An 18,128-nucleotide genomic window follows, 5' to 3' on the forward strand; every position below is an offset into this window, starting at 1 on the left:
ATGCTTGTGATAATTTAATCCCTCTTATAAAAAAAGAGGGGATAATATCTTTAAGATAGTGATATTTTTATTCTTTTTTCAGTTCCTTTTGTGGATAAAATTGAGGATAAATAATAATCCACACTAAACACAGTTATAAATAAGAATAATCCTTTCTTTAATATAAATTTATTAATATAAATTTCTGTAAAAAATACTTTTGAATAGCATTTCATTAATGCTATAATCCTAACTCACATTTTTGTTATTAAAATAATTAAATACTATTTGGATTTTATATTTTTTCAAGTTTTTCATATAATTACTTAATATTACAGGAACAAATTTCATATAAATGGTACTTGCAGATTAAAAAAATTGAGTGTAGGATATTTTTTCTTAATAATATTTCACTCATAAATTTCCATAAATTATTTAGAACAATCTTCTCCTTAATTACAAAGAGCATATTTCATGCAAAAAATGAAACTACAAGAACTTAAAAGCAAAAATCCCGTTGAGCTTGTTTCTTTTGCTGAAACATTAGAAGTTGAAAATGCCTCCCTTATGCGCAAACAAGAATTAATGTTTGCTATCTTGAAAAAACTTGCTCTACAAGACGTTGAAATTATAGGAGAAGGTGTTGTTGAAGTTTTACAAGACGGATTTGGATTTTTGAGATCTGCTGATGCTAATTATCTTCCTGGTCCTGATGATATTTATCTTTCACCTGCACAAATACAGTCGTTTTCTTTAAAAACAGGCGATACAATTGAAGGTCCCATACGCAGTCCAAAAGAGGGAGAACGTTATTTTGCTCTCCTTAAAATTAATACAATTAATTTCGAAAAACCTGAAAAGATTCGTTATAAAATCCACTTTGATAATCTTACTCCTCTTTATTCAAATGAACGTTTCCAAATGGAAATACAAGATCCTACAGAGAAAGATATGTCATCACGCGTGATTGATTTGATATCTCCATTGGGAAAAGGACAAAGAGGGTTAATTGTAGCTCCTCCTCGGACGGGAAAAACAGTTTTACTTCAAAATATTGCTCATTCTATTACCACTAATCATCCTGAATGTTATCTCATTGTTCTTTTAATTGATGAACGACCAGAAGAAGTTACTGATATGCAGCGTTCAGTAAAAGGAGAAGTGGTTTCTTCTACTTTTGATGAACCTGCAATACGTCACGTACAAGTGGCAGAAATGGTTATTGAAAAAGCCAAACGTCTTGTTGAATATGGGCGTGATGTTGTTATTCTTCTCGATTCTATTACACGTCTTGGGCGTGCATATAATACAGTTGTTCCTTCTTCAGGTAAAGTTTTAACAGGTGGTGTGGATGCAAATGCCCTCCAGCGTCCAAAGCGTTTTTTTGGTGCAGCACGTAATATTGAAGAAGGCGGATCTTTAACCATTATTGCAACGGCTTTGATTGATACAGGAAGTCGTATGGATGAGGTTATTTTTGAAGAATTTAAAGGAACAGGTAATTCGGAAATTGTTCTTGATCGAAAAGTTGCTGATAAACGTATTTTCCCTGCTATGGATATTTTAAAGTCAGGAACGCGTAAGGAAGAACTTCTGGTAGAACGACAAGATTTACACAAAATTTTTGTTCTTCGTCGTATTTTAGCATCTATGAATGTAACAGATGCAATTGAATTTTTGATTGATAAATTAAAGCAAACAAAAAACAATAGTGAATTTTTTGATTCAATGAATACGTAGAGTCATTAAAGTTTTTATTAGGATAAAACCTGTGGATACAATCTTTGCTGTTTCGAGTGGATTGTTACCTTCAGGGGTTGCAGTCATTCGGCTTTCTGGTCCTCATGTTGTGGATATAGTTAAAACGCTTTGTGGTCGTTTACCTAAAGCACGTTTTATGCATTATGGAAATCTTACTGCTCGTGATGGTAGTTTTTTAGATTCTGGTTTAACTGTTTTTTTTCCTGCTCCTCATAGTTTTACGGGGGAAGATTGTGCAGAATTCCATTTACATGGAGGAAAAGCAGTCGTTAATCGTTTTCTCGATGAATTGTCGACATTTTCTGGATGCCGTATTGCAGAAGCAGGTGAATTTTCACGTCGTGCTTTTATGGAAGGAAAATTAGATCTTGTTCAAGCAGAAGGTCTTGCTGATTTAATAGAAGCAGAAACGGAAAGCCAACGGCGTTTAGCTGTTATGGGTACAAGTGGACATTTAACGACGCTTTATCGTGATTGGCGTCATAAGCTTATGAAGGCGCGTGCTTTTATTGAGGCAGAACTTGATTTTGTTGATGAAGCAGATATTCCCAACGCAATATCTGATAAAGTTTGGAAAGATGTTCAGGATCTTTGTACTTCTATTCGGGAATATATTACTGAAGGAGAACGTGCGAGTATTTTACGTGATGGATTAAAAATTGTTATTGCTGGTGCTCCAAATTCTGGAAAATCAAGCATTATGAATCGTCTTTCAGGAAGATCTGTTGCTATTGTAACGGAAGAAGCAGGAACAACCCGTGATGCTTTAGAAATGAGAATTATTCTTGGTGGTTTACCTGTTTTTTTAACCGATACTGCTGGTTTTAGAAAAACAGAAAATAAAATAGAACAGATTGGAATAGAAATTGCTAAACAGCATGTTAGGGAAGCTGATTTGGTTATTTTGGTTTATGATATAGGAAATCCTAAGCAAGTTGATTTACCAGAAACATCGGCTGAAATATGGTGTGTTGGCAATAAGCTTGATCTTTATGAAAAAAATGATCAGCGTTGGTCTATACAATTTTCCGCATTAACTGGTTTAAATTTTGATTATTTTATAAAAGAACTTGAATCATTTTGTCATTATCGTGCTTCTAAAATTGGAAATATTGTTCCAGCACGTAAAAGGCAACTTCAATTATTAAAGCAGGCTGTTAAAGAGATTGAATTTTCTCTTAATTATCATTCTCTTGATCTCAGTTTACGTGCAGAACATCTCCGTTGTGCAAGTGATTTTCTTGGGAAAATTACAGGAGATATTGATGTTGAAGATTTGCTTGATATTATTTTTTCAGAATTTTGTGTTGGTAAATAATGATTCACGTGAAACATTGATTATTTCATAGACAGATTATAAAGATTATGTAATTTATATCCTGTTTCACGTGAAACCTTAGAATATTTTCTACGGAATGAATTAAATGCAATCATATGATGTTGTTATTGTTGGTGGTGGTCATGCTGGCTGTGAAGCGGCTTCAGCTTCAGCACGTGTAGGAGCCAAAACAGCGCTTGTTACACATAAAATATCAGCACTGGGAACAATGTCGTGTAATCCTGCTATTGGTGGACTTGGAAAAGGGCATCTAGTTCGTGAAATAGATGCGTTAGATGGTCTTATGGGAAGAGCAGCAGATGCTGCTGGAATTCAGTTTAGACTACTTAATAGACGTAAAGGACCGGCAGTAAGAGGACCACGAACACAGGCAGATAGACAACTTTATAAAAAAGCAATTCAAAAATTATTAAAAGAACAAGAAAATCTTACTCTTATTGAGGATGAAGTTATTGATCTGGTTGTTAAAGATAATTGTGTATCAGGTGTTATTTTAAAAAAACAAGGAACAATTTTTTCTGGTGCTGTTGTTTTAACAACAGGTACGTTTTTAAATGGCTTTATTCATATTGGTAATAAAACATGGGCTGCTGGTCGTATGGGAGATCAGTCAAGTGTAAAACTTGCTGAACATTTGAAAAAATATCATATAAAACTTGGACGATTAAAAACAGGAACCCCTGCTCGTTTGAGTAAAAAAACAATTGCTTGGGAAGCTCTCCAAAAACAACAAGCAGATGAAAATCCCATACCCTTTTCTCTTTTAACAGAGAAAATTGAACAACCACAAATTGAATGTGCAATAACACGTACAAATGAGAAAACACATCAAATTATTCGCGAGAATATTTATCGCTCTGCTTTATATTCTGGAAATATTGAAGGGTTAGGACCACGTTATTGTCCTTCTGTTGAAGATAAAATTATTAAATTTGGAGAACGTGATGGACATCAGATCTTTCTGGAACCAGAAGGATTAAATGATGATACTGTTTATCCAAATGGTCTTTCTACTTCTCTTCCTGAAGATGTACAAATTTTTCTATTGAAAACCATTGAAGGATTGGAAAATGCTATAGTTTTGCAACCTGGTTATGCTATTGAATATGATTTTGTTAATCCACAACAATTAACGAGAAACTTAGAATTACGTTCTTTACCGGGTTTGTTCTTAGCAGGCCAAATTAATGGTACAACAGGATATGAAGAAGCAGCAGCACAAGGACTTTTAGCTGGATTAAATGCTGCACGTAAAGTAGGTAAATTAGATGAAATACTAATAAGTCGTTCTACTGCTTATATTGGTGTTATGATTGATGATTTGGTTTCACGTGGTGTTTGTGAACCTTATAGGATGTTTACATCACGTGCTGAATTTCGTTTATCTTTACGATCTGATAATGCTGATACGCGTTTAACACCTTTGGCACAAAAATGGGGTATTGTGAGTAAAATACGTTGGGAATGTTATCAGAAAAAACAACAACGGCTTGATCAAGCACGATCAATATGTCAAAATCTTTTTTTAACACCCAATGAAGCTTCTGCTCATGGATTACATGTTAATCATGATGGAATTCGGCGTTCGGCTTATGATTTTCTTGCTTATCCTCATATGACCTTAGAGCGTCTTTCAGATTTTTGGCCACAATTAAAAACAATTGATTCTAAAACAGCAGAATCTTTAGAAATTGAAGCACAATATGCGGTTTATTTAGATAAACAAGCACAAGATATTGCCTCTCTTCAGAGAGATGAGCGTTTAGAAATTCCTTCTTCTCTCGATGTTCAGGCAATTTCAGGTCTTTCAAATGAACTTAAATCAAAAATTCAAGAAGTGTCGCCGCGTTCAATTGCTGATGCACAAAAAATTGATGGCATGACACCCGCCGCGTTATCGCTTATTATTACACATATTCAACGTCAACGACGTGAAAAGGCTAAAACAGCTTAATGAATTTTTCTACAGAAAAAAAATATCAACAATTATTAAATATTGTTCCTTCTGTTTCACGTGAAACGATGGAAAATTTAATTCAGTTTGAGTCTTTAATACTTCAGTGGAATGCACATATTAATTTGATATCTGCTACAACTATACCAGATCTATGGACACGACATATTCTAGATTCAGCACAAATTTTTCCTTTGTATGCTCATTCTTTACATTGGTGTGATTTAGGATCAGGAGGAGGTTTTCCTGCAATTGTGATTGCTATCTTTTTGAAAGAAAAAAAAGCAGGACATATTAATCTTGTTGAAAGTAATGGGAAAAAAGTTGCTTTTTTGCGAACAGTTATTGCTCAACTTAATCTTCCAGCAACGGTTTATCACGCTAGAATTGAAGATATATATCAAAAAATTCCCATATCTGATATTATAACAGCACGGGGATTAGCGCCGCTTGATACTCTTTTACAACTCATTTTTCCTTTATTAACAGAAAAAACAATAGCTCTTTTGCAAAAAGGTCGGGATTACGCTACAGAAATAAAAAATGCCTCTGCCAATTGGCACTTTGATCTGTTAAAACATAAAAGTAAAGTTGATGAAAATTCTGTTATTTTGGAAATTTCTCATATTCGATCATATAGAGGGTAGAGCAAAATGAGCGAAACACGAATTATCGCTATTGCAAACCAAAAGGGTGGAGTCGGAAAAACAACCACAGCAATTAATCTTGCTACAGCTTTAGCGGCTATTGGTGAAAATGTCCTTATTATGGATGTTGATCCACAAGGTAATGCTAGTACAGGTTTAGGGATTGATCGTAATAGCCGTCCTTTATCTTCTTATGATGTTTTGGTTTCGGGCGTTTCAATTACACAGGCGGCTTTAAAAACAGCCGTACCCAATCTTTATATAGTTCCCTCTACACTTGATCTCTTAGGTGTGGAAATGGAAATTTCTTCATCAAAAGATCGCATACAACGCTTACGTAAAGCTCTCTATGATGATCCGGAAATGGAAAAAAAATTCAATTATATTTTAATTGATTGTCCTCCCTCCCTTAATCTTTTAACACTTAATGCTATGGGGGCTGCGGATTCTGTTTTAGTGCCTATGCAGTGTGAATTTTTAGCACTTGAAGGTTTAAGTCAATTACTTGAAACAGTAAAACAAGTGCGATCCGTACTTAATCCATCTTTAGAGATCCAAGGTATTGTTCTAACAATGTATGATGGACGTAATAACCTTTCAAATCAAGTTGTTGAAGATGTACGTTCTTTTATGGGAGATAAAGTTTATCGTACTGTTATTCCACGAAATGTAAGAGTATCAGAAGCGCCTTCTTTTGGCAAACCTGTATTGCTTTATGATCTTAAATGTGCTGGGAGCCAAGCTTATTTGCGTCTAGCATCAGAAATGATTCAACGTGAAAAACAAGCACGTGCTGCTGCTTAAAAATGTAAAATTTTTTGTAAGAAAACTCAAAGAGCAAAATTATGAACGATGATCTATCAAAAAAAAGACTAGGACGTGGATTAGCGGCATTGATTGGAGATATCAATTTAAACAACAATATTGCACGTTCATCAAGCTTTGATAAATTAAATGAATCCGGTAGTCTTTCTGAGCGATTTATTTCTATTGAATCTATTTCATGTAATCCTCACAATCCTCGGCGTCATTTTACTGAAACAGAGCTTGATAATTTGACACAATCAATTCGTCAACACGGTGTGGTTCAACCGGTTATTGTGAGGCCTTTAAGAGATCATCCTCATCGGTTTGAATTGATTGCGGGTGAACGGCGCTGGCGTGCAGCACAACGTGCAAATTTAAGTCAATTACCCGTTATTATTCGTGATGTGGACGATAAAACGGCTTTGGAATTGGCAATTATTGAAAATGTTCAACGTGCAGATCTTAATCCTATCGAAGAAGCAAAGGGATATGAGATGCTTCTAAATGAACATGATTATACGCAAGTAGATTTAGCGCAAGTTATAGGAAAAAGTCGTAGTCATGTTGCAAATACGCTTCGTTTGTTAAAACTTCCAGAAAAAGTACAACAATTCTTAACTGATGGACAACTTTCTGCAGGTCATGCACGTTGTCTTATAACCGTTGATGATCCACAAAATTTAGCTGAGAAAATTATTCGTGAAGGGCTTTCAGTACGTCAAACAGAAATACTTGCATATGAGCAAGCTAATCCTAAAACTAAAAAGCGTACCAATACGGAGAAAGATGCTGAAACAAAATCTTTAGAAAAATTACTTGCAGATGTGATAGGAATGAAAGTTATTATTCGACATGGTAAAAAAGGTGGAGATTTAAAAATACATTACTCTTCATTAGAACAATTAGATGAAATTTGTCGGCGTTTACAAAGTTAATCAATTGTTCTAAAAAGATTTTTTTAACAGTTATCTTTTAAAATTTTTATTATTCTATACATATGCTCTTTAGCAAATTCTATATTTCTTGCAGGTAAAGAGTTTTTTTCATAAGTAGAATTTTCTTCATCAGTAAGTACATACAATGTCGCTTGAAGTGCTAGGTGAGCAACAACAAAATCTTTCGGTGTTATATTATTTTCTTTTAAAATATTTACAAGTTTTGGATTATTAAAAATATAGGAAGCGTATTTTTCAATATTATCATCATAAGTACTGAGATCACTTTTTGTATTTGTTTGTTCTGGTTCTGAAGATAAATTTCTACACTCTGCTTTGATTTTTTCCAGCTTTAAAAGAATATCTTCTGTTAAGGGATAATTTGCAATGAAAGGCGGTATAAAAGAAGGATCATCTATTTCTTGTTTTTTTTCTTGAGCGTATGATACAAAAGGAAAAATGAAGAAAAAACACAATAGAAGTTTAAACATGACGAAAAATTATCCTTTCTTTTTTGAATTTCAATAAATATTTTTCCGTCTGTTATTCTTTATTTTTAGAAAAACATTTGTAAATATAATCGAAATAAAAACAATTATTAGGAATGGTAAAAACACGGTGTTTTTTTAATGCACGTACTTTTTTATTAGATTAATGGGATAATATTTTTTAATGTCTCATAACTGATTAGTTGCTCAAAATGAGTTTTTCACAGCTATTTAAAAGAATTGTTGCTTTGTAAAAATGTTTTTTAACAAATTCAAGATTGTTTAGAAATATAGTATTTTTCTCAGTAGAATATTCCTTTTCAGGTACAAATATGAGAAGCGCTGATATTTCTTTAAGTGCTGAGGTTCCCGCAGCAAAATCTTTCGGTGTTATATTATTTTCTTTTAAAATATTCACAAGTTTTGGTTTACTAGAAATATAGGTAGTGTAGTTTTCAATACTAGAGTGGATACTAGAATCATAAGTTATAAGATTATTTTTTGTTTCTGGAAGTAAGTTTTTACATTCTTTTTCAATTTTTTCCAGCTTTAAAAGAAAATCTTCTGTTAAGGGATAATTTGCAATGAGAGGTGCTATAAGAGAAGAATTATCTGTTTCCTTTTCCTCTGCCATTGTTTGTTGAATATGTATCACGAAAAGAAAAAGCAGGAACAAACGTAATACGAACTTACGCATGGTTAAAAATTGTCCTTTCTTCTTCGAACTTCAGCAAAAACTTCTTCATCTGTTTTTTCTTCCATTACAAGGTTCTTTCGCAATACACTATCATCCCAGCGGAGAAAGGGATTGGTGGCTTTTTCTTGCCCTAAGGTTACTGGTAAAGTCATAGCGTTTTTTGCACGTAGCAAAAAAACTTCCTCTATTCTTTGGTGGAGTTTTTTATTATGTGGGTCAATTGTTAGTGCGAAAAGAGCGTTATTTTTTGTATATTCGTGTCCACAATAGAGAAGTGTTTCATCAGGAAGTTTACGAAGTTTTTTTAAAGAATTCAGCATTTGTGCTGGTTTTCCTTCGAAAAGACGTCCACAGCCCAATGAAAAAAGTGTATCTCCAGCAAAGAGTAAATTCTTTTCAGGAAAATAGTAAGATAATGCGCCTAGAGTATGACCAGGTGTTGAAAGAGCTAAAAGAAGGAGTGAGCCAAAAGAAAAACTTTCATCAGGTTGAAGTGTTTTATCAAGATGATTGATCTTTTCTTTTTCTGCTTCTGGTCCGATAACCGTAGCGTTGTAAACTTGTTTTAATTCTGATAGGGCTTCTACATGGTCGTGATGATGATGAGTTACAAAAATAGTGTTAAGTGTCCAATTGTGGCGCTTTAAGGCATTGTGAATCGCTTTGCCTTCAGGAGCATCTATTGCAGCTGTCATACCACTTTTTTCATCATGAAGGAGTACACCGAAATTGTCTTCTCGACAAATAAACTGTTCAATCAACATATTTTTTCTCCCGAACAGTGTTTGGCGATGAATCTATAAAATAATCGGTAGTGATGATTTTTTTAAGAATCAGATTTGTCCTCTTCTGTAAAAAGTCCTTTTGAATGTTTTATAATTATAGGCATTTGGGTAAGCATGAAAAGGACTGTTATAGGCATGACGCCAAATACTTTGAAACTTGTCCAGAAATTATCGCTAAAATTACGCCAAATTATTTCATTCAAAATGGCAAGAAAAATGAAAAAAAACGCCCAACGATAGGTAAGTTTTTGCCAACCTAAATCATCAAGTTTTAAGGTAGAATCAAGAGCATAACGTAAAAGTGGTTTTTTAAAAAACATCCCTCCAAAAAGTATAAAAGCAAATAAGCTATTAATGATTGTTGGTTTCATTTTTATGAAAGTTTCATTATGAAGCCAGAGAGTTAGAAAGCCAAAAACTAAAACAAATATTCCTGAAATAAGAGGCATAATAGGAATTTGTCTTGCAAGGATCCATGATAAGCTTAGGGAAATAATAATAGCCACCATAAAAATAGCTGTTGCAGGGAAAATAGGCTTACTAAAATTTTGAAAAAATCCAATGTTTTTTATCAGCCATTCTCCCTTATAATTGGCAAAAAAGAAGGCAACCAATGGACCCATTTCCAAAAGAAACTTAAGTGTTGGTGAGAGAGAAATTTTTTTATTGTTATTCATCTTTTTTTCAGAATTATTGTGTAAATTAAGATTAGATAAAGGCTGTTTCATGCGTGTTTTCCTGCAATAGTTTCGGCAAAGTCAGAAGCAGAAAAGGGTTGAAGATCTTCAATATCTTCTCCTATACCGATAAAATAAACGGGTAATTTATATTTTGCTGCGATAGCGACAAGAATTCCTCCTCGTGCAGTCCCATCTAGCTTTGTCATAACTAAACCATTAACACCAGCAATATCACTGAAAATGTCCACTTGGTTGAGTGCATTTTGTCCGGTTGTTGCATCAAGAGTTTGAAGGATTGTGTGGGGTGCTTGGGGGGTGTGTTTTTTTAAAACACGAATAATTTTTGCCAACTCATCCATTAATTCAGATTTATTTTGTAAACGCCCTGCTGTATCAATAATTAATACATCACTGTTTGTTTTTTTTGCTTTTTCATAAGCATCAAATGCTAAGCTGGCGGCATCTGCACCCAATTTTGTCGAAATAACAGGAGAATTGGTACGTTCACCCCAAATGTGTAGTTGCTCAATAGCAGCGGCTCGGAAAGTATCACCTGCTGCCAGCATAACTTTTAATCCCCCTTCTGTTAATTTGGCTGAAAGTTTTCCAATAGTTGTCGTTTTTCCAGTGCCATTTACACCTACCAGCAAAATAACATGAGGTTTATGGCTGAGATCAAGTTCTAATGGTATTGCAACAGGTTCCAGAACTTTTTTGACCTCATCAGCTACAATAGTATGAATATCATCTGGGGAGAGGTTTTTTCCGTAACGACTGGAAGCTAAAGTATTTGTGATGCGTGTTGCCGTCTCTACACCTATGTCAGCTTGGATAAGAATATCTTCGAGCTCTTGCAGTGTATCTTCATCAAGTTTTCTTTTAACAAAGAGATCGCCAATTGATCCGCTTAGGCGTTGTGAAGAAAGGGATAGGCCTTTTTTAAGGCGCCCAAACCACGCTGTCTTTTTTTGTTCAACAGAAGGTTCAGATAAAATTTCTTCATTCTTTTTTTCACGGATGTTGTCTGTGACAATAATTTTACCAGAAAAGGGAATTTTATCAGAATGGGATTCTAGAAATGGAGATTTTTCATCATATTTTGTGAGTATTGACTCTGGATTTTTTGTTTGTTCTTCTTTTTCTGTGTTTATAGAGATTTGATTATTTTTTGTCTTTTCATTTTTGTCTTTATTTTCTTCTATTATATCGCTTTTATCAGGAATAGAAATCTGTTGTTCAATTTCTTGCTCTTGAGATTTGTTAAAAGAGAATATTTTTTTTATAAAAGATTTAGTCATAAGAATTCTCCTGCTCAAGCAGCGTTTAATTTTGGAGGGACAGCAATCAATTTATCGCCATCATGATCAACGATAAGGGCTTGAACAATTGTTCCTGCTTTTGCACCTGTAACTTGTACAAGAGTATAATCTTCTGTTCGTCCGATTTCATCTTTTTCAACGAGAATTGTTTGTAGACTGTTTTGTAAATGAGCAAGATGCTTTTGGTAAGCCATATCACCTGCTTTACGCAATTTTTCAGCACGCAGCTTAACTATTTTACGGTTGATTTGTGGCATACGTGCGGCAGGTGTTCCTTCTCTTGGACTAAAGGGGAAGACATGGAGATGGGTTAAATTACAATCTTTGATTAAGGCAAGACTATTTTGAAACATCTCTTCTGTTTCTGTAGGAAAACCAGCAATTAAGTCGGCACCATAAACCATTGTAGAACGTTTGGCACGCAATTCTTGGCAAAATTGAATGGCATGTTCGCGCAGATGACGCCGTTTCATCCGTTTTAAAATCATATTATCACCTGCTTGCAAAGATAAATGCAAATGGGGCATGATTCTTGTTTCATAAGCTAAAAGATTTATGAGTTCTTCGTCTGCTTCAATAGAGTCAATAGATGAGAGGCGTAATCGGGCTAAGTCAGGGACATGATGCAAAATAGCTGAAGTTAATTTTCCTAGAGTAGCTTTTCCAGGAAGATCGTGGCCATAACTTGTAAGGTCAACACCTGTAAGGACCACTTCTTGGATACCCCCACCTATCAGCTTTTTAATTTGTTCTATGACAGCACCCATGGGAACTGAACGAGATGGTCCTCGTCCATAAGGAATAATGCAAAATGTACAGCGGTGATCGCATCCGTTTTGTACCTGTACAAAAGCGCGGGTGCGCTCTTGCATTGCACTGACCATATGTGGAGCAATTTTTTGTACTTCCATAATGTCATTGATATGCACCTTTTCAGAATGATTAATACCAAAATCAGGAAGTTGACGATAAGAATGAGCGTGAAGTTTATCTTCGTTTCCTAAAACAAGATCTACTTCTGTCATTGAGGCAAAATTTTGTGCTTCTGTTTGGGCTGCACACCCTGTTACAATGATACGCGCATGAGGATTTTCACGTCTTGCTTTGCGGATAGCTTGTTTTGCTTGTCGTACGGCTTCGGCAGTGACAGCACAGGTATTAAAGATAATAGCACCATCTTTAAGTTGATCTAGCCCTGAAGAAGTACTTTCTTTGCGAATGATTTCCGATTCGTAGCTATTAAGTCGACAACCAAAAGTTACAATTTCTATTGCCATCAGGAGTGATCCTTTTTGTAACACCCTGTTAAAGGGCTTAAAAAACCACTAAAGTGATATTTAATTGGTCCTGTCATGATAATATGATCGTCTTCTCGGTAAAAAATATTAAGTTTTCCCTTTGGTAAATTTACATCAACATGGCGCTCTGTAAGTCCACGACGATAAGCAGCCACTGCACTTGCACAAGCAGCACTCCCACATGCTTGTGTTAATCCTGCCCCTCGCTCCCATGTACGTAAATTTAGACTTTTCTTTGACGTTATGCAAGCAATGGAAATATTGCACCGTTCGGGAAACAGGGGATCATGTTCAAGTTTTGGCCCATATTTTTCTAATGGAATATGTTGAATATCATTTTCAACAAAAAAGATAGCATGGAGATTGCCAATGGATATGAGACAAGCGTCTTTTAGGGGACCAGCGATAATTTCTACGTGATTGGTATCAACTATTTCACGTGAAACAGGCATCTCTTTTGCATTGAAATTTGGGCATCCCATATCAACAGAAATGAGATTATCGGTTTGGTATTTTCCTTCAATAATTCCAGCGGGAGTTTCTAAATGAAATTTTTCACCAAAATTGTGATCTTTAAGCCATGCGATGACACAGCGGGTACCATTGCCACAAGCTTTAGCCATTGATCCGTCGGCATTCCATATTTCTATGCGGAAGTCGGTTTTTTTCTGGGTTGGTGTGTGGATAGCCATGATTTGATCAAAATGCATTTCAGGATCTGCCGACAAAGCAAGGATTGCTTGTGGTGTAAGAGCGTATGTGCTTTCACGCATATCAACAACAATAATTTGATTTCCAAGACCGTCCATTTTGCTAAATGGCGTTTTCATGAAATTTCTCTATTTCTAATGATTACTTATAAAAAGATATATGACTGAAAATATTATAAATTTCTAGTGTTTAATAAATATAAAATTGGGCACATAAATTATTTCTTTTAAAATAAGTGATTTTAACCTGTTTTTTTTAATTTGTTAATTTATCTTTGTAACTATAACAAATATTCGCTTAATTTTTTTGTGAACTTATTTATTGTCGTGGGAGAGAGTACAGACATGGCGTTTTCAAAAGTTTCGTTTTTCGTTGCACTATCAACTGTAATGTTTTTAGGGGGATGTTCAACAACACGGTTTGATGGTAATGACGATGGTAACGCATTAGAAGTTTTTTATCCATCTCAACAAATGACAATATTAGAAGCGTCTGATCTGTCGTCTACTTCTTCGTCGATATCTGAAGATGCAAACGCTCCGATGTATGAAAAAGGAGATTCTCAGAGCGATGGACGAATGGCTAGTCTCGAATTGCCAAGTAATGCTACTGATTTATTTCCTGCAAGTGTTGCTGGGGTGTGGAATCTTTCTATGGGAGGAAAAGTTTGCCGGATTGCAACTCCACAAACAAAGTTTGGACAAGGGTACCGTGCTGGTCCTTTACACTGTCCAGGAATTGCTTCCCAAGTGAGATCGTGGGCTGTTAAAGGAAAAAGATTATATTTTTATAATAACTCTGGACGTGTTATCCTCGTTCTTTATTCTTCAAATGTTGATCGTTTTGAGGGACGTACACTTGATGATCATCCCGTTATTTTAAGTCGTTAAATTATTTTTGATCGTTTATGACAAACTAAACTAGACGGACAGATTCTTGAAAAGTATTTGTATTTTTCATTGAGATCGGTTTGAAAAAGGTTTTTTGGATGATTCTCGTTTCAACATGTTATAAGGAGCTTGTTGCTAAAGGAGAGGTTTGTTTTGATCCCGCTCAATTAGCTATAACAGAATATTTTGATCATTTATTAAAAAAAATTGCGGAACAAAATATCTCTCATCCTTTGCCTTGGATATTTTGCTCTTTCTTTAACAGAATATTTAAAAGGAAAAAACAAAATATTTCTTGTGTTGTAAAACAAGGAGATGAAACAGGTTTTTTTCAGGGACTGTATATTTATGGTGAAGTAGGACGGGGCAAAACCATGCTGATGGATTTGTTCTTTTCTTGTTTGCCTAAAGGTCATAAAAAGCGTGCCCATTTTAATGATTTTATGGCTGATGTGCATGAGCGTATTAATTTTTATCGTCAAGCATCTGGGTGTGCAAAATTTAAACAAGATAATCCTATTTTAGCTGTTGCTGAGGATCTTGCACGAGAAGCAAAAGTACTTTGTTTTGATGAGTTTAGTGTAACGGATATTGCTGATGCTATGGTATTGGGGCGGCTTATTTCTGCTCTGTTTGATAAAGGAATTTTCTTTATTGCGACTTCAAATGTGGCGCCAGATAACCTTTATTGTAACGGTTTAAATCGTGAGCTCTTTTTGCCTTTTATTCAAGTTTTGAAAGCATATGTTCGTGTTGTTAATCTTGATGCAAAAACAGATTATCGCCTTGAGAAATCAAATCTACAACAGATGTATGTATCGCCGTTGGGGGTTCAAGCAAATGAATATATGGATCAAGCATGGACACTTGTATTGCAAGGACATAAGGAGATGTCTGATGAGCTTTCTATAAAAGGGCGCTTTATTCCTATTCCGCGCTTTGGTGCAGGATGTGCTCGTTTTGATTATGGGGATTTATGTGCAAAGCCTTTGGCCGCGGCTGAATATTTGTTATTAGGAAAGCATTATCATACGATTTTTATTGATAATGTACCGGTCATGGATGATACATGTCGTAATGAAACAAAACGGTTTATTTTGCTTATTGATATTCTTTATGAGCGCCACATACGGTTGTTTATGTCGGCAGCCGCAGGGATAGGGGATTTGTATAAAGGGCATGCGCAGATTACGGAAACATTTGAATTTCAAAGAACACAATCACGTCTTTTCGAAATGCAAAGCTACGATTATTTAAAACTTTGGGAAGAACATTTTCTTTTGAAGAAGAAGCATTGATTATACTTTTACCTTTACGTAAACTGTCAAAACAATAACTTTTTGAAATTAAAGAAATATAATAATTCTGTTGTATTTTTTTTAAATTCACTTTATCGATACATCGTGATAATTTTCTAATAGTTGTTTCAGCGGAGGGTTGTTGTTTCTGTAAGGAGAGAAATTTGTAAATTTCATTTCTTTACTCCTTTTTATGATATTGTTTGAATATGGTTGAAGTCAAAAATATTCAGTATACGGACGTTGATTGGGTGTGCGCTGAATTATCTAAAAGTTAGGAAAAAATAAAATGGCACGGAAAAAAATAGCTCTCATTGGTTCAGGTATGATTGGTGGTACTTTAGCACATATTATTGGGCTTAAAGAGCTTGCTGATGTGGTCTTATTTGATATTACAGAAGGTGTGCCACAAGGTAAGGCTCTAGATATAGCCGAATCTTCTCCTGTTGATGGTTTTGATATCAGTCTAAAAGGTGCTAATGCTTATGAAGCAATTGAAGGTGCTGATGTTGTTATTGTAACAGCAGGCGTTGCGCGAAAACCTGGTATGAGTCGTGATGAACTTTTGGGCATTAATTTAAAGGTTATGGAACAAGTTGGAGCTGGAATTAAAAAATACGCTTCTTCAGCGTTTGTTATTTGTATTACCAATCCCCTTGATGCGATGGTGTGGGCATTGCAGAAATTTTCAGGTCTCCCTACACATAAAGTGGTTGGTATGGCTGGTGTTCTTGATTCAGCGCGTTTTCGTCATTTCTTATCTGAGGAATTTAAGGTCTCTATTAAAGATGTGACAGCGTTTGTTTTAGGGGGCCACGGTGATACAATGGTTCCTCTCGTGCGTTATTCAACGGTTGGTGGTATTTCTTTGCCTGATCTTATAAAGATGGGCTGGACAACACAGGGAAGAATTGATCAAATTATCCAGCGTACCCGTGATGGCGGTGCAGAAATTGTTGGTTTGTTAAAAACAGGTTCTGCTTATTATGCACCAGCAGCTTCTGCTGTTTCTATGGCTGAGGCCTACCTAAAGGATACTAAGCGTGTTGTGCCTGTTGCAGCTTATCTTTCAGGAGAATATGGGGTTAATGATACCTATGTTGGGGTACCTGTTGTACTTGGTGCAGGTGGTGTTGAACGAGTCATTGAAATTGATCTTGATAAAGAAGAAAGAGGTGCTTTTGATCATTCAGTAAATGCGGTTAAAAAGCTTTGTGAAGCTTGTATTGCTCTTGTACCTAGTCTCAAGTAAATTGAACAAGATTTAATTCATTAAAATAAGTATTTAGAATGTTAAAACTTTAGGATTAATAAGATCCATAAAAGAAAAGGACAAATGCATGAATATCCATGAGTATCAGGCCAAACGTCTGCTTCATGAATATGGAGCACCAATTGCAAATGGTGTCGCTGTTTATTCTGTAGAGCAAGCTGAAAAATGGGCGGAAAAATTGCCCGGACCTCTCTATGTGGTTAAAAGTCAGATACACGCTGGTGGTCGTGGTAAGGGTAAGTTTAAAGAACTTGGTCCTGATGCAAAGGGTGGTGTTCGGCTTGCACAATCTGTTGAAGAAGTTGTTGCAAATGTTCAAGAAATGCTTGGAAAAACTTTGGTAACCAAACAAACTGGTCCAGAGGGTAAGCAGGTCAACCGCCTTTATATTGAAGATGGTGCCGATATTGAACGGGAGCTTTATCTTTCACTTTTGGTTGATCGTAGCGTTGGTCGAATTGCTTTTGTTGTTTCAACAGAAGGTGGAATGGATATTGAAACGGTTGCTGAAGAGACACCAGAAAAAATATTCACGCTTCCCATTGATGCTGTAGAGGGTGTTACTTCTGCTGATTGTGCAAGACTTTGTGATGCGTTGAAACTACAAAGTAGTGCGCGAGAAGATGGTGAAAAGCTTTTTCCGATTCTCTATAAGGCATTTTGTGAAAAAGATATGAGCCTTTTAGAAATCAATCCGCTTATTGTGATGAAAGATGGTCACTTGCGTGTTCTTGATGCGAAAGTTTCTTTTGATAATAATGCTCTGTTTCGTCATCCAGATATTTTAGAATTGCGCGATCTTTCAGAAGAAGATCCAAAGGAAATAGAAGCATCAAAGCATGATCTTGCTTATGTTGCTCTTGAGGGTACGATTGGTTGCATGGTTAATGGTGCTGGGCTTGCTATGGCAACAATGGATATCATTAAGCTTTATGGAGCAGAGCCAGCGAATTTTTTGGATGTTGGTGGTGGAGCATCAAAAGAAAAGGTGACAGCTGCTTTTAAAATTATTACGGCCGATCCAAATGTTAAGGGCATTTTGGTTAACATTTTTGGTGGTATTATGCGTTGTGATGTCATTGCTGAAGGTGTGGTTGCTGCTGTTCGTGAGGTTGGTTTAAAGGTTCCCTTGGTTGTTCGTCTTGAAGGTACTAATGTTGAGCAAGGTAAAGCAATTATCAATGAGAGTGGTTTGAATGTTATTCCTGCTGATGATTTAGATGATGCTGCCCAAAAAATTGTTGCAGCCGTGAAGGGAGCTTAAGCT

General features: G+C 35.5%; 17 protein-coding genes. 10 read left to right on the forward strand and 7 right to left on the reverse strand.

The window, feature by feature from the left end; genetic code table 11:
- Positions 1–453: 453 nt before the first annotated feature.
- The 6 genes from rho to ACFINX_RS00795 all read left to right on the forward strand — a co-directional run bounded on the left by rho (position 454) and on the right by ACFINX_RS00795 (position 7,422).
- Entirely contained in the window at positions 454–1,719 is a 1,266-nt protein-coding gene (gene rho / locus ACFINX_RS00770) for a transcription termination factor Rho (RefSeq protein ID WP_015857121.1), read from the forward strand.
- A gap of 31 nt (positions 1,720–1,750) precedes the next feature.
- Positions 1,751–3,058 carry a tRNA uridine-5-carboxymethylaminomethyl(34) synthesis GTPase MnmE gene (gene mnmE, locus ACFINX_RS00775; protein WP_375668169.1) on the forward strand — a complete coding sequence of 436 codons (1,308 nt, stop codon included), beginning with the start codon at positions 1,751–1,753 and terminating at the stop codon, positions 3,056–3,058.
- A gap of 106 nt (positions 3,059–3,164) precedes the next feature.
- Positions 3,165–5,033 carry a tRNA uridine-5-carboxymethylaminomethyl(34) synthesis enzyme MnmG gene (gene mnmG, locus ACFINX_RS00780; protein ID WP_375668170.1) on the forward strand — a complete coding sequence of 623 codons (1,869 nt, stop codon included), beginning with the start codon at positions 3,165–3,167 and terminating at the stop codon, positions 5,031–5,033.
- Complete coding sequence (rsmG, locus tag ACFINX_RS00785; RefSeq protein ID WP_375611339.1) at positions 5,033–5,680, forward strand: 16S rRNA (guanine(527)-N(7))-methyltransferase RsmG; 648 nt, start codon at positions 5,033–5,035, stop codon at positions 5,678–5,680. The genes mnmG and rsmG overlap by 1 nt, the downstream gene beginning before the upstream one ends.
- Positions 5,681–5,686: 6 nt before the next feature.
- Entirely contained in the window at positions 5,687–6,484 is a 798-nt protein-coding gene (locus tag ACFINX_RS00790; RefSeq protein ID WP_273790170.1) for a ParA family protein, read from the forward strand.
- A 41-nt stretch (positions 6,485–6,525) separates the two neighbouring features.
- Complete coding sequence (locus ACFINX_RS00795) at positions 6,526–7,422, forward strand: ParB/RepB/Spo0J family partition protein (protein WP_375612765.1); 897 nt, start codon at positions 6,526–6,528, stop codon at positions 7,420–7,422.
- A gap of 23 nt (positions 7,423–7,445) precedes the next feature.
- Here ACFINX_RS00795 and ACFINX_RS00800 read toward each other — a convergent pair whose 3' ends face one another.
- The 7 genes from ACFINX_RS00800 to dapF form a co-directional block, all read right to left on the reverse strand.
- Positions 7,446–7,913, reverse strand: coding sequence for a hypothetical protein (locus tag ACFINX_RS00800; protein ID WP_375611337.1), 468 nt, complete (start codon positions 7,911–7,913; stop codon positions 7,446–7,448).
- A gap of 196 nt (positions 7,914–8,109) precedes the next feature.
- The gene (locus ACFINX_RS00805; RefSeq protein ID WP_375638140.1) at positions 8,110–8,607 is read right to left on the reverse strand and encodes a hypothetical protein; all 498 of its coding nucleotides are present in this window, start codon (positions 8,605–8,607) and stop codon (positions 8,110–8,112) included.
- 2 nt (positions 8,608–8,609) lie between these two features.
- Positions 8,610–9,371, reverse strand: a complete 762-nt coding sequence (gloB, locus tag ACFINX_RS00810; protein WP_375628534.1) for a hydroxyacylglutathione hydrolase — start codon at positions 9,369–9,371, stop codon at positions 8,610–8,612.
- 62 nt (positions 9,372–9,433) lie between these two features.
- The gene (locus tag ACFINX_RS00815; RefSeq protein ID WP_375620900.1) at positions 9,434–10,120 is read right to left on the reverse strand and encodes a septation protein A; all 687 of its coding nucleotides are present in this window, start codon (positions 10,118–10,120) and stop codon (positions 9,434–9,436) included.
- Complete coding sequence (gene ftsY / locus ACFINX_RS00820) at positions 10,117–11,370, reverse strand: signal recognition particle-docking protein FtsY (RefSeq protein WP_375638139.1); 1,254 nt, start codon at positions 11,368–11,370, stop codon at positions 10,117–10,119. Before ftsY ends, ACFINX_RS00815 begins: the two co-directional genes overlap by 4 nt.
- Positions 11,371–11,384: 14 nt before the next feature.
- A complete protein-coding gene (gene mtaB, locus ACFINX_RS00825) occupies positions 11,385–12,668 on the reverse strand; it encodes a tRNA (N(6)-L-threonylcarbamoyladenosine(37)-C(2))-methylthiotransferase MtaB (RefSeq protein ID WP_375668171.1) in 1,284 nt (427 codons plus the stop codon).
- Positions 12,668–13,519: a diaminopimelate epimerase gene (dapF, locus tag ACFINX_RS00830; RefSeq protein WP_375628539.1), complete on the reverse strand. Its 852-nt coding sequence runs from the start codon at positions 13,517–13,519 to the stop codon at positions 12,668–12,670. Before dapF ends, mtaB begins: the two co-directional genes overlap by 1 nt.
- Positions 13,520–13,744: 225 nt before the next feature.
- Here dapF and ACFINX_RS00835 point away from each other — a divergent pair, with 225 nt between their 5' ends.
- The 4 genes from ACFINX_RS00835 (at position 13,745) to sucC (ending at position 18,125) form a co-directional block, all read left to right on the forward strand.
- On the forward strand, positions 13,745–14,290 hold the full coding sequence (locus ACFINX_RS00835) for an AprI/Inh family metalloprotease inhibitor (RefSeq protein ID WP_375620904.1): 546 nt from the start codon (positions 13,745–13,747) through the stop codon (positions 14,288–14,290).
- Between the two features lie 98 nt (positions 14,291–14,388).
- Entirely contained in the window at positions 14,389–15,588 is a 1,200-nt protein-coding gene (zapE, locus tag ACFINX_RS00840) for a cell division protein ZapE (RefSeq protein ID WP_375668172.1), read from the forward strand.
- 289 nt (positions 15,589–15,877) lie between these two features.
- A complete protein-coding gene (gene mdh / locus ACFINX_RS00845) occupies positions 15,878–16,840 on the forward strand; it encodes a malate dehydrogenase (protein WP_375628541.1) in 963 nt (320 codons plus the stop codon).
- A gap of 88 nt (positions 16,841–16,928) precedes the next feature.
- Entirely contained in the window at positions 16,929–18,125 is a 1,197-nt protein-coding gene (sucC, locus tag ACFINX_RS00850; RefSeq protein WP_375612755.1) for an ADP-forming succinate--CoA ligase subunit beta, read from the forward strand.
- The last annotated feature ends 3 nt before the right edge of the window (positions 18,126–18,128 follow it).

Origin of the sequence: Bartonella sp. AP36NXGY, from assembly GCF_042195865.1 — a bacterium.
GTDB lineage: Bacteria > Pseudomonadota > Alphaproteobacteria > Rhizobiales > Rhizobiaceae > Bartonella.